The 12,297-nt window shown below is 57.1% G+C and carries 10 protein-coding genes; 5 read left to right on the top strand and 5 right to left on the bottom strand.

Annotation, left to right across the window (positions count from 1 at the left end; translation table 11 throughout):
• Positions 1–2 precede the first annotated feature (2 nt).
• The 3 genes from cydC (at position 3) to infA (ending at position 2,820) form a co-directional block, all read left to right on the top strand.
• A complete protein-coding gene (gene cydC / locus SERS4_RS0109130; protein ID WP_017892252.1) occupies positions 3–1,739 on the top strand; it encodes a cysteine/glutathione ABC transporter ATP-binding protein/permease CydC in 1,737 nt (578 codons plus the stop codon).
• A gap of 30 nt (positions 1,740–1,769) precedes the next feature.
• Positions 1,770–2,495 carry a leucyl/phenylalanyl-tRNA--protein transferase gene (gene aat, locus SERS4_RS0109125; protein WP_017892251.1) on the top strand — a complete coding sequence of 242 codons (726 nt, stop codon included), beginning with the start codon at positions 1,770–1,772 and terminating at the stop codon, positions 2,493–2,495.
• Positions 2,496–2,601: 106 nt separating this feature from the next.
• Positions 2,602–2,820: a translation initiation factor IF-1 gene (gene infA, locus SERS4_RS0109120; protein ID WP_002211347.1), complete on the top strand. Its 219-nt coding sequence runs from the start codon at positions 2,602–2,604 to the stop codon at positions 2,818–2,820.
• A gap of 212 nt (positions 2,821–3,032) precedes the next feature.
• Here the strand turns inward: infA and clpA are convergent, their stop codons facing one another.
• Together clpA and clpS are read right to left on the bottom strand one after the other, a co-directional pair.
• Complete coding sequence (clpA, locus tag SERS4_RS0109115; protein WP_017892250.1) at positions 3,033–5,312, bottom strand: ATP-dependent Clp protease ATP-binding subunit ClpA; 2,280 nt, start codon at positions 5,310–5,312, stop codon at positions 3,033–3,035.
• Positions 5,313–5,339: 27 nt separating this feature from the next.
• On the bottom strand, positions 5,340–5,660 hold the full coding sequence (gene clpS, locus SERS4_RS0109110; RefSeq protein ID WP_004928347.1) for an ATP-dependent Clp protease adapter ClpS: 321 nt from the start codon (positions 5,658–5,660) through the stop codon (positions 5,340–5,342).
• A 359-nt stretch (positions 5,661–6,019) separates the two neighbouring features.
• On the opposite strand from clpS, the gene cspD reads away from it, so the two are divergent.
• Positions 6,020–6,241 carry a cold shock-like protein CspD gene (gene cspD, locus SERS4_RS0109105; protein ID WP_012006105.1) on the top strand — a complete coding sequence of 74 codons (222 nt, stop codon included), beginning with the start codon at positions 6,020–6,022 and terminating at the stop codon, positions 6,239–6,241.
• A 102-nt stretch (positions 6,242–6,343) separates the two neighbouring features.
• Here cspD and macB read toward each other — a convergent pair whose 3' ends face one another.
• Together macB and macA are read right to left on the bottom strand one after the other, a co-directional pair.
• Complete coding sequence (gene macB, locus SERS4_RS0109100) at positions 6,344–8,290, bottom strand: macrolide ABC transporter ATP-binding protein/permease MacB (RefSeq protein ID WP_017892249.1); 1,947 nt, start codon at positions 8,288–8,290, stop codon at positions 6,344–6,346.
• Positions 8,290–9,405, bottom strand: a complete 1,116-nt coding sequence (gene macA / locus SERS4_RS0109095; RefSeq protein WP_026142292.1) for a macrolide transporter subunit MacA — start codon at positions 9,403–9,405, stop codon at positions 8,290–8,292. Before macA ends, macB begins: the two co-directional genes overlap by 1 nt.
• A gap of 191 nt (positions 9,406–9,596) precedes the next feature.
• Here macA and SERS4_RS0109090 point away from each other — a divergent pair, with 191 nt between their 5' ends.
• The gene (locus SERS4_RS0109090; protein WP_017892247.1) at positions 9,597–10,565 is read left to right on the top strand and encodes a VirK/YbjX family protein; all 969 of its coding nucleotides are present in this window, start codon (positions 9,597–9,599) and stop codon (positions 10,563–10,565) included.
• Here the strand turns inward: SERS4_RS0109090 and SERS4_RS0109085 are convergent.
• Positions 10,562–12,226: an ATP-dependent endonuclease gene (locus SERS4_RS0109085; protein ID WP_012006101.1), complete on the bottom strand. Its 1,665-nt coding sequence runs from the start codon at positions 12,224–12,226 to the stop codon at positions 10,562–10,564. The two genes, SERS4_RS0109090 and SERS4_RS0109085, sit on opposite strands and share 4 nt — an antisense overlap.
• Between the last annotated feature and the right edge of the window lie 71 nt (positions 12,227–12,297).

Below are 12,297 nucleotides of genomic sequence, written 5' to 3'. Positions count from 1 at the left end.
TTATGCGCGTTTTGCTGCCGTTTCTGGCGCTATACCGTCGTCACAGCCTGCTGATTTGTTTAGGCATCGTGCTGGCCATCGTCACGCTGCTGGCCAGCATCGGCCTGCTGGCGCTGTCCGGCTGGTTCCTTGCCGCCTCTGCCCTCGCCGGGCTGGCGGGTCTGTTTACCTTCAACTACATGCTGCCTGCTGCCGGTGTGCGGGGCGCCGCCATTTTCCGCACCGCCGGGCGCTACGCCGAACGCGTGGTCAGCCACGATGCCACTTTCCGCGTGCTGTCCCATCTGCGGGTATTTACCTTTAAAAAGATCCTGCCGCTGTCGCCGGGCGGCATTGCTCGCTTCCGCCAGGCCGATCTGCTTAATCGCCTGGTGGCGGATGTCGATACGCTGGATCATTTATACCTGCGGGTGATCTCGCCGCTGGTCAGCGCCGCCGCGGTGATTGTGGTGGTGACCTATGGCCTGAGCTGGCTGGACACAACGCTGGCCCTGACACTGGGCGGCATTCTGCTGTTGTTACTGCTGTTAGTGCCACCGGTGTTTTATCGTGCAGGTAAGCCGATTGGCGGTCAGTTGACCGCACTGCGCGGTCAGTACCGTACCGATTTGACCGCCTGGCTGCAGGGCCAGGCCGAACTGGTGGTGTTCGGTGCCGTTGAAAGCTTTCGTACCCGTCTGGATGCCACCGAGCAGCGCTGGCAGCGCCGTCAATGGCAACAGGCTTCTCTGGGTGGCATGGCACAGGCGCTGATGATTTTGGCCAGTGGCCTGACGGTCACTTTGATGCTGTGGCTCACCGCGGCCGGAATCGGCGGCGACAGCCAACCCGGTGCGCTGATTGCGCTGTTCGTGTTTGCCGCGCTGGCCTCATTTGAAGCGCTGATGCCGGTTGCCGGTGCTTTCCAGCATCTGGGTCAGGTGATCGCTTCCGCCACGCGGGTGAAGCAGGTCATCGACCGACAGCCGGAAGTGACCTTCCCGGCCCATGGTCCGGCGACCGAGAACCTTGCCACACTGAGCCTGCAGCAACTCACCTTCACTTACCCCGACCAGCCGCTGCCGGTATTGCAGGATGTCTCTCTGGAGATTGCTGCCGGTGAACACATTGCGCTGCTCGGGCGTACCGGCTGTGGCAAATCGACCCTGCTGCAGTTGCTAACCCGCGCCTGGAACGCCGACAGCGGCCAGGTGCTGCTCAATGGCCAGCCACTGAGTGCTTACGATGAAACCACGCTGCGCCAGATGACTACCGTGGTCAGCCAGCGGGTGCATATTTTCAGCGATACGCTGCGCGAAAACCTGCGCATCGCCGCGCCTGCAGCGACCGATGAACAATTGCGCGAAGTATTGCAGCAGGTCGGCCTGGACAAGCTGCTGGACAACGAAGGGCTGAACGCCTGGCTGGGAGATGGCGGTCGCCAGCTTTCCGGCGGTGAGCAGCGCCGTCTGGGCATTGCCCGTGCGCTGTTGCATCAGGCGCCGTTGTTGTTGCTCGATGAACCGACCGAAGGCCTGGACGCCGAAACCGAACAGCAGATCCTGGCGCTGCTGCGCCGGCACTGCCGGGGTAAAACGCTGATCCTGGTGACCCACCGTCTGTATGGGCTGGAACACCTGGACCGTATCTGCGTGATGGACGGCGGCCAAATTGTCGAGCAAGGCGATCATCTCACCCTGATGCGTCAACAGGGGCGTTATGCCCGGTTCCGCCAACGCATCAGTGGCATACCGCTGTAAAATGGCCTGTAGAGGACGCTGAGACCTTTTATGCGCATAGTTAAGCTGTCACCGCATTCACTGGCGTTCCCCTCACCTGAGGGCGCGCTGCGCGATCCTAACGGTCTGCTGGCGATTGGCGGTGATTTAACCGCGCCGCGCTTGCTGGCCGCCTATGAGCGCGGCATTTTCCCCTGGTTTTCACCAGGGGAAGCCATTCTGTGGTGGTCGCCGGACCCACGCGCGGTGCTGTTCCCGGCCGAGCGCCATATCAGCCGCAGTCTGAAACGCTTTCTGCGCAGTAACCCCTTTCGGGTGACGCTGAATCACGACTTTACGGCGGTGATCGCCGCCTGCGCCGATCGACCGGAAGAAGGCACCTGGATTGGCCCGGAAGTACAGCGCGCCTATTTGCATCTGCACCGCCTTGGCTTCGCCCATTCGATCGAGGTATGGCAGGACAACGAACTGGTCGGCGGCATGTACGGCGTGGCTCAGGGCGCGCTGTTTTGCGGCGAATCCATGTTTAGCCGTACCACCAACGCTTCCAAGTGCGCCCTGATGACTTTTTGCCGCCATTTTGCCGCTTATGGCGGAGAATTGATTGACTGTCAGGTGCTTAACGCTCACACTGCCACGCTGGGAGCGAAAGAGATCCCCCGAAGACAATTTTTGCAGCAGCTCAGCCAACTTCAGCGCAAGCCATTAGCGCCAGAATGCTGGGCACCGCAAGTGTTACCCCCACAGCAGGTTGAACCACCCTCCCCAACAAACTAATTTTGCGGAAACGGTGCAATGTTCACCGACACTTCTTTACATAATGTGGGTTTTTCGGCATTATCTTGCCGGTTAAAAACTAAGGTAGTTAGACCTAGAGGATTCGATGGCCAAAGAAGACAATATTGAAATGCAGGGCACCGTTCTTGATACGCTGCCGAACACCATGTTCCGCGTTGAATTAGAAAACGGGCACGTGGTAACCGCACATATCTCCGGTAAAATGCGCAAGAACTACATCCGCATCCTGACGGGCGACAAAGTCACTGTAGAGCTGACCCCGTACGACCTGAGCAAAGGCCGCATTGTCTTCCGTAGCCGTTAATCGGCTCACTCGTCGCCAGCCGATGGCGGCACCGAGGATGTAATGCCTCCGGAGCCCTTTCCGTTTACCCCCGTAGCAACGTTCAACATCGAGTTGCAGGTGCGCAGGTAAACTGAGAGGGCTCAATCATTTCTGTTGTGGTGATGATTTTCACCCATAAAAAAAGCGATGCCAAAGCATCGCTTTTTCTTTATCTGAATCTGACCCCAGACTTAGTGCACCGCACCTTCGTCCGCCTTGCGCATTGACGCGCTGATAAATTGATAAGTCAGTTTCTGGTTTTCCTTGTCCAACTCGACCTTCACCGAGCCGCCGTCCACCAGCGAGCCGAACAGCAGTTCGTTAGCCAGCGGTTTCTTCAGGTTTTCCTGCATCACACGCGCCATTGGACGAGCGCCCATCGCACGGTCGTAGCCTTTCACTGACAGCCAGTCACGCGCTTCGTCACTCACTTCCAGCGACACGCCCTTCGCATCCAGCTGCGCCTGCAGTTCGACGATAAACTTATCGACAACCTGCTGGATCACCTCGGTCGACAGATGGTTGAACCAAAGAATATTGTCCAGACGGTTACGGAATTCCGGCGTGAACACTTTTTTGATCTCTTCCATCGCGTCGGTGCTGTTGTCCTGCTGGACCAGGCCGATCGATTTACGTTCTGTCTCGCGCACCCCGGCGTTGGTGGTCATCACCAGGATCACGTTGCGGAAGTCCGCCTTACGGCCGTTGTTGTCGGTCAGGGTCCCGTTGTCCATCACCTGCAGCAGCAGGTTGAACACGTCCGGATGCGCCTTCTCGATTTCATCGAGCAGCACGACCGAGTGCGGATGCTTGAGCACCGCGTCGGTCAGCAGACCACCCTGGTCGTAACCGACATAGCCCGGAGGCGCGCCAATCAGACGGCTAACGGTATGACGTTCCATATATTCGGACATGTCAAAGCGCAGCAGTTTGATATCCATCGCCTTCGCCAACTGTACCGTAACCTCGGTTTTCCCGACCCCGGTTGGCCCGGCAAACAGGAAGGAACCGACAGGCTTGCGATCGTGGCCCAGACCCGCACGGCTCATCTTGATTGCCTCGGTCAGCGCTTCAATCGCCTGATCCTGGCCAAATACCAGCATTTTCAGACGGTCACCCAGGCTTCTCAACACATCGCGATCGCTCGCCGACACGGTTTTTTCCGGGATACGTGCGATACGCGCCACCACCGACTCAATGTCGGAAACGTTAACGGTTTTCTTGCGCTTGCTGACCGGCATCAATCGGCTGCGAGCCCCCGCCTCGTCGATCACGTCGATAGCCTTATCCGGCAGATGACGGTCGTTGATGTATTTCACCGACAGCTCAACCGCGGCACGCACCGCTTTCGCGGTATAACGCACATCGTGGTGCGCTTCGTACTTGGTTTTCAGGCCGTTGATGATCTGAATGGTCTCTTCCGGCGTCGGCTCGATAATGTCGATTTTCTGGAAGCGACGGGCCAAGGCGCGATCTTTTTCAAAGATGTTGCTGAATTCCTGATAGGTGGTCGAACCTATGACCCGGATCTTGCCGCTGGAAAGCAGCGGTTTGATCAGGTTGGCGGCATCTACCTGCCCACCGGAAGCCGCTCCGGCACCGATGATGGTGTGGATCTCATCGATAAACAGGATGCTGTTCTTGTCCTGCTCCAACTGTTTCAGCAGGGCCTTGAAGCGTTTCTCGAAATCGCCACGGTATTTGGTACCGGCCAGCAACGATCCTATATCCAGCGAATACAGCGTACAGTCCGCCATCACTTCCGGGACGTCGCCCTGCACGATGCGCCAGGCCAGCCCTTCGGCAATCGCGGTTTTACCCACGCCGGACTCACCCACTAACAGCGGGTTATTCTTGCGGCGACGGCACAACACCTGAATGGCACGCTCCAGCTCAGGACCACGGCCAATCAAGGGATCGATACCGCCCACCCGGGCCAGTTGGTTGAGGTTGGTGGTGAAGTTTTCCATACGGTCTTCCCCTCCGGACTGCTCTTCATTCACCGGGTTTTCCGCATTCGGCGTTTGGCCCGGCTCGTCTTTACGTGTGCCATGTGAAATGAAGTTCACTACGTCAAGACGACTGACGTCGTGTTTGCGCAGCAGGTAAGCCGCCTGCGACTCCTGCTCGCTGAAAATTGCCACCAGCACGTTGGCGCCGCTGACTTCGCTGCGGCCGGAAGATTGTACATGGAATACCGCACGCTGCAGTACGCGCTGGAAGCTGAGCGTCGGCTGAGTGTCGCGCTCTTCTTCGCTGGCGGGCAGCGTCGGCGTGGTTTGTTCGATAAAGGCTTCGAGTTCCTGGCGTAATGCGGCCAGGTCCACCGTACATGCCTCAAGCGCTTCCCGCGCGGCAGGGTTGCTGAGTAACGCCAGCAACAGGTGCTCCACGGTCATAAACTCGTGTCTGTGCTCACGCGCTCTGGCGAAAGCCATGTTGAGACTGAGTTCCAGTTCTTGATTGAGCATAAGCACCTCCCCAATAGATTGCCTTATTCAGGCTTTTTCCAGCGTACAAAGCAACGGATGCTCGTTCTCCCTGGCATAACGGTTCACATGCACGACTTTGGTTTCCGCCACCTCGGCGGTAAATACACCGCAGATCGCCTTGCCTTGATAGTGGACCGTGAGCATCAGTTGCGTTGCGCGTTCAATATCATAAGAAAAGAACTTTTGCAGAACGTCAATCACAAATTCCATCGGTGTGTAATCGTCGTTGTTAAGTATAACTTTATACATAGACGGCGGTTTTACCGCATCGATTTGTTTTTCTTCGGCCAAGTGTTCAAAATTTAGCCAATCGTTGTTATTGCCCATCGCTGCTCATCTTCTCTGCTCTGTCCTTTTATATGGGGACAGGTTCCGGTTATTCAAAGTGGGGTATCCATACTATTTTATCATCTTCGCCAGCATCCCGCCGCACTGGAACGTGCGCAAATATCTCTGACGAATTGTTACCAAACAATGTCAATAGCGTTACCTGCTTCAAACTTTGATGAACTGCTCGCTGCCGACAAAAGCCGATCCCTTGACGTGATAATCATTTGCTCTAGAGTGTAAATTCATGGGCTGGTGGTGTTTTAACCACTTTCAGGCTCATCTGCCGCCTGCCACTGGCGGGTGCGAATTCAGTTATTCATCTCACCTAAAAATTGCGTTGCGAGGGATGTAAAAGCATGGAGACGGGTACTGTTAAATGGTTCAACAACGCCAAAGGGTTTGGGTTTATTTGTCCTGAAGGCGGTGGCGAAGACATATTCGCCCACTATTCTACGATTAAGATGGATGGGTACCGGACGCTAAAAGCTGGCCAACAGGTCAGTTTTGACGTGCACCAGGGGCCAAAAGGGAATCATGCGAGTCTTATTGTGCCAGTGGAAAGCGAGGCGTTGGCCTAAACGCTTCCACCCAGTCAGTCTGAAACACCGAAAAAAAATGCCAGCCGCCGTATGACTGGCATTTTTTATTATGCCCTATGAATTTCAATAGGGCAGGCCAGGCTATTCGCGAGCCAGAGCGTCAATCGGGTTAAGCCGCGCTGCGCTGCGTGCCGGCAAATAGCCAAACACCACGCCAATGGCGGTAGAACAGACAAACGCACTCAACAACGCAGCCGGAGGGAAACTGATCTGCCAGCCCGGTAGCACCAGTTGCACCAGCAGGCCGATGGCAAACGACAGCGTAATGCCCAGGGCACCACCCACCAGGCACACCAGTACCGCTTCAATCAGAAACTGCTGCAGCACGTCCCCGGAGCGAGCGCCGACCGCCATACGAATGCCGATCTCGCGAGTGCGCTCCGTCACCGACACCAGCATGATGTTCATCACGCCAATGCCGCCAACCACCAGTGAAATCACCGCCACCAACGTCAGAAATAGCTGCAGCGTGCGCGTGGTTTTTTCTGCGGTCTGAACCAGGCTGTCCATGTTATAGGTGAAGATGTCTTTCTTGCCATGGCGCAGCGTCAGCAAACGCGTCAACTTCTGCTCCGCTTCCTGGCTATTGTAGCCCTCGCGAATACGTACCGTGATCGAATCAAAATAGACGTTACCCATCAGCCGGTTGGCCATGGTGCTGTAGGGTACCCAGACGTTCAGCGTCTTGCTGCTGCCGAACATCGACTGTTTCTCCTTCGCCACGCCAACCACCGTCGCCGGCATATTGCCCACCAGGATCACCTGACCGACCACGTCCTTTATATTGGGGAATAGCCGGCGCTGAGTATTGGCGTCGATGACCACCGTTTGCGACTGCGATTGCACCTGCAGTTGATCGATACCGACGCCCTGGGTAAAGGTCATGCCGTAGACGCGGAAAAACTGTTCGCTGACCCCGGTAACATTGGCCGCCACATCGACGTTACCCAAGCGCAACCGCATGCTGCTGGCAATCGTGGGTGACAGTGCATTGACATAAGGCTGCTCGCGCAGTGCCTCAAGATCGTCGTATTTCAGTGCCTGGCGGAAGGTCGGATCGTCGTCGCCGAAGTCCTTGCCGGGGTAAATGTCGACCGTATTGGTGCCGATGGACTTGATATCCGCCAGTACCATCTGTTTGGCGGCGTCGCCGATCACCAGGATCGACACCACCGAGGCAATGCCGATAATAATGCCCAACATGGTCAGCGCGGTGCGCATTTTACTTGCCGCCATCGCTCGCCAGGCCATCACCAATGCCTCACGAAAACGGCCGGTCGTTTGCTGCCAGGACGGCGCCGGTGCCACCATCTCCAGCGGTTTGGCGTTCGGGTTGCTCTGCCGTTCCGGGCGTGAATCGGCAATAATCTCTCCGTCGCGAATTTCAATGATCCGCTCAGCCTGCTGGGCCACCGCCGGATCGTGAGTGACGATAATCACCGTATGCCCCTGCTCACGCAGTTGCTTGAGGATGGTCATCACCTCCTCGCCAGAATGGCTATCGAGGGCACCGGTCGGCTCATCCGCCAGGATCACCTGCCCCCCGTTCATCAGCGCACGGGCAATACTGACCCGCTGCTGCTGGCCGCCGGAAAGCTGGCTTGGCCGGTAGCCAACGCGTTCACCCAGCCCCAAACGCTGTAACAGCGCAATCGCACGCTCGCGCCGCGCTGCCTTACCCAGTCCGGCATACACCGCCGGGACCTCAACGTTATGCGCCGCGCTCAGATGAGGCAGTAAATGATAACGCTGGAAGATGAAGCCGAAATGCTCACGCCGCAACCGGGCCAGCGCATCCCCATCCAGCGTCGCCACGTCCTGTCCGGCCACCCGATAAACGCCGGCGCTGGGCTTATCCAGACAGCCGAGAATATTCATCAGCGTCGACTTGCCGGAGCCGGAGGCTCCCATAATCGCCACCATTTCACCGGCATTGATGCTCAGGCTCACGTCCTTCAACACCGCTACGGTCTGGTCGCCCGACTGATAGCTGCGGCTGATGCCGCTCAGTTCCAACAGCGCGGCCATCAGAGAGCCTCCGCGCCGCCGCGGCTGACAATCACTTCATCGCCAATGTTCAATCCGCTGAGAATTTGCACGTCGATATTATTTCGCAGGCCAATGGCCACCTCGCGCTTTTCCTCCTTGCCCTGTTTCAATATCGAAACATGGTAGCGATTATCAGCAATTTGATCGCCCAACGCTGCCAGAGGAATGACCTGCACCTGATTGACGCCCGCCAGTTGAATATGCACCTGCGCCGTCATCTGCAGTCGCAATAATCCCTCGGGATTGGGCACTTCAAAACGCGCATAGTAAAAGATGGCGTTATTGACCTTTTCCGGCGTTGGCTGAATATCTTTCAGCACGCCGTCAAAGCGTCGGTTAGGATCGCCCAACACGGTAAACCAGGCTTTTTGGCCCGGCTTGAGGCTGATGACGTCCGCTTCCGACACCTGAGCCTTCACCAGCATGGTGCTGAGATCCGCCAGCGTCAAAATGTTCGGAGCCTGCTGCGCGGCTATCACCGTCTGGCCCTGCAGCGTGGTGATTTGCACCACGTCACCGTCCATCGGTGCTTCTATACGGGTAAACGCCAGATTGATCTTGGCGGTATCCAGGCTGGCCTGATTCCTGGCGATCTGCGCCTGAATGGTCCCCACCTGCGCCTTCTTCACCGCCAACTGTGTCGCCGCCTGATCCAGATCCTGGCGTGACACCGCCTGCAGTTTGGCCAACGCCTGATTACGCTGCAGCGTTACCGCCGCCAGCTGTTGCTCAGCCTGCGCCTGTTGCAACTGGGCGTGCAGCTCACGCAACGTCGCCTCACCCTCACGGATGCTGTTTTGCGCCTGTTGCGGATCAATTACCCCAAGCAACTGGCCTTTTTTAACCCGATCGCCGATCTCGACATACAGGCTTTCCAACTGCCCACTCACCTGCGCACCCACGTCAACCTTGCGTACCGCGTCAAGCTGGCCGGTTGCCAGTACGTTTTGCTGTAGATCGCCCTTGACCACCTTCACCGTTTTAAATGGAGTCGGGGCCGGGTGGCTGAAGTGCCAGGCCGCCATCGCCACGATCGCCACCAGTACGATTAGCGCCATGACCCAGCGTCGCTTATGTCCTTTAAACCACGTCAAAATAGGTTCCTGCCTGTTGCAATTCATGCTGCCAACAGCGGCAGCGGAGCTAAATTATCACGCACGATGATGAATAACTAAACCTTGGTTCAACACAATGTGGAGACACCCTTGGTTACATTCTGCATTGAACTCCCGTTTAGTGAAGGCTTGGTGAAATAGCGCCATTCAACACAGCCAAGGATTTCATCATGTCTCAGCTCAGCTATCCACTCGTATCTGCACGCCCGCTTAACGGCTGGCAATTGATGACGGCGCTGGCCAATGGCGACAAGGCACCCAGCAAAGCCTGGAAGAAAACATCATTTCGCCTGAAGTTTATCGGCCGTTCATTATTTCGCTGGCCGACCACCAGCGCTCTGCTCAATACGCTGGCATCCAACCCTTTGCTGGATGAGATCCTGAAGGCGCAGCCCAATCTGCCGTGCAAGCTGCATCGCCCGTATCTGGCGGCGAACATGAGCAAAATCGAGAGTCTGTTCGCCCTGCGCGATCATTACGATCTCAGCAAGCAACGCATGCCGATGAAAATGCTGCTCGGTCATCTGAACAAGCCCTTTTTGCTGACCCGCGCCTGCGGCAAGAGTGGTGCCGCCATTTCACTGGAGCTGGCAGCCATCGATCATCTGAATAAGGAAGGGGAAGCCACCCTACTGCTGCGTAATGGCAACGGGATTATGCTGGCGGAAATCACCTTTGCATTGATGCACTATCAGCAACAGCCCACGCTGTTTATCGGGGGGTTGCAGGGAGCCAATCACCAGGTGCCGCACGCCGAAATACAGCAGGCCACCAAAGAGTGTCACGGGTTGTTCCCAAAACGGCTGGTGCTGGAAGGGATTTGTACTCTGGCGCGCCATTTGGGCATCCAGCAAATTGTGGCGGTCGGCAACGCTACCCATATCTATCAAAACTGGCGCTATCACAGTAAAAAGAAAGACCAACTGCATGCCGATTACGATCAATTCTGGACATCAATGGGCGGCAAGATGCTGGAAAGCGGCTATTTCCTGTTGCCGGAGCAGATCGCCCGTAAACCGATCGATGAGGTGGCCAGCAAAAAACGTGCAGAATCTCGCCGCCGCTATCAACTGCTGGACGAGCTGGAACAGGGGATGGCCGAGCATTTCAGCAACCAACCCCGTTTTGCCGGGGCCTAGTCGGCCCGGCCGCGCGCCAGCCAGATCACGCGTGAGAACATTTTTTTCAGCAATGGCGGCACCGAGTCCGTGCCCCACTCGCCCGCTTGCATCGCCACCTCAATGGCCAGATCGGGCTTCGACGAGTGATGCACTGCCTTGAGGATCACCTTGCGTACCGGCATCTGAGCATTGCTCGGCACGGAGGCGACCCGGTAATAGACCGGGCTGAAACCTTCACGGAACATAAAGTGTTCCATATCCGGTGCTGGTAACGCGGTCAGCCGGTCACGCTCGTTATCCTCATGGTTATCCAGCATGCCGCGGACGGTGCCGGCGTATTTGCGCCCTGCCTCATCGCCATCCACCAACGCATGCCACTCAATGCCCATACGCCGGGCGAACCTCAGCAGCGGCTTCAGGCCGCACTGGGCGAATTCGATCACCCGTACCCCTTCCGCCTCAAAATGATAACCGCACTGGCGAGCCAGCTCGTTGAGCAGCCAGACTTCGGTTTCGCCTTCTACCAGCAGCCAACAACGGGCGAACAGCGACGACGGCCGGTTAAAACGAATATGAAAAGAAATGCGTCGCCCATCTTCCGGCCCCAGCCCGCGCGGCCCAAGACGATAAGTGGCCACCCGTCCCGACTCACGCACCAACCGACAAACGTGCTCAACCGGCACCAGGGAGACCAGTTCGCTGGAGTTAGTGGTGGTGATGCGCTGCAGCGGCAGTTGGTTAAGCAACCCCCAGGCTACCGAAAGCATGATCGGATGCAGGCGCGTTTCCGGATCCTCCACCAGCAGCAGCGGCCGGGCATGCGGATCCAATTTGACGCTGCCCTTGGCCTGTAACAGCGTAGAAAACATGCCCAGTAAAATAAGACGCATGCTGCGACTATTGGGTTCGGCCACCATACGGTTGATGCTGTCCAGGGAGCGCCATGCCTGCTGATCCTGATCTTGATCCAGGCGTTTTCGGCGTGGCCGCGTCACCTGTGACCCCTGCTCGGCAAAGTAGTGTTCCAACAGTTGCTGCATAGCCGCCAGCCCCTGTCGCAGCTCGGCGTTGGTCAACTTTTGCGGGTTGCGCACCAGCTCACGCATCAGTTGATCCAACTGCTGGGCCAGCGCCTTGTTATCGGCCGGATGTTCATCATTTAACGTGCTGGGCCGTAGGCGGCGGATAAAACGCGCGTCGCGCAGGCGCAGTACCGGGTGGATACGGATAATGGCGTGTGCCAGTTGCTCAATATGGTGCAACTGCATCGGATTACCGTCGGCATCCAGGAAACCGCGCCAGGTGCAAACCGTGCCGTCATCGGCCAGTTCACCTTCGCAGCGATAATAAATGCGGTTCAGGTTATCCCCGCCCTTGACCCATAACGGCGACAGGTGGCGGTAACGCGGTAGATGAGCATGGCCGATATCTTTCTCGCAGAAGGTAAATACCACCTGCAGGTGCCGATCTTTGGCCTCTTCCTCACCCGGCGGGAAATGGAAATCGTGCGCTTCAAAACGGTACAGCTTGGGTTCCGGTGCCAACAGCAGGGTCAGCGCGTCAAGCAGGCTGGATTTACCCCAGGCATTTTCGCCGAGCAGCAGCGTGTTGTCGTCCAGCATCAGTGACAGCCGGTTAATGCCGCGGAAACCTACAATCTCGATTCGCTCTAAGAACATCTGTCGCCTCCCGTGCGCGCGGTCACCGTCCTTAATGGGGTGGCCTCCTCAGAGCATGGTCAAAAAACCCC

Origin of the sequence: Serratia sp. S4 (assembly GCF_000347995.1) — a bacterium.
Taxonomy (GTDB): domain Bacteria; phylum Pseudomonadota; class Gammaproteobacteria; order Enterobacterales; family Enterobacteriaceae; genus Serratia; species Serratia quinivorans.
This window is presented reverse-complemented; position numbering and strand designations above follow the sequence as displayed.

Coding starts and splice junctions, on each gene's coding strand:
- cydC (WP_017892252.1), top strand. CDS start 3: ATGCGCGTTTTGCTGCCGTTTCTGGCGCTATACCGTCGTCACAGCCTG.
- aat (WP_017892251.1), top strand. CDS start 1,770: ATGCGCATAGTTAAGCTGTCACCGCATTCACTGGCGTTCCCCTCACCT.
- infA (WP_002211347.1), top strand. CDS start 2,602: ATGGCCAAAGAAGACAATATTGAAATGCAGGGCACCGTTCTTGATACG.
- clpA (WP_017892250.1), bottom strand. CDS start 5,312: ATGCTCAATCAAGAACTGGAACTCAGTCTCAACATGGCTTTCGCCAGA.
- clpS (WP_004928347.1), bottom strand. CDS start 5,660: ATGGGCAATAACAACGATTGGCTAAATTTTGAACACTTGGCCGAAGAA.
- cspD (WP_012006105.1), top strand. CDS start 6,020: ATGGAGACGGGTACTGTTAAATGGTTCAACAACGCCAAAGGGTTTGGG.
- macB (WP_017892249.1), bottom strand. CDS start 8,290: ATGGCCGCGCTGTTGGAACTGAGCGGCATCAGCCGCAGCTATCAGTCG.
- SERS4_RS0109090 (WP_017892247.1), top strand. CDS start 9,597: ATGTCTCAGCTCAGCTATCCACTCGTATCTGCACGCCCGCTTAACGGC.
- SERS4_RS0109085 (WP_012006101.1), bottom strand. CDS start 12,226: ATGTTCTTAGAGCGAATCGAGATTGTAGGTTTCCGCGGCATTAACCGG.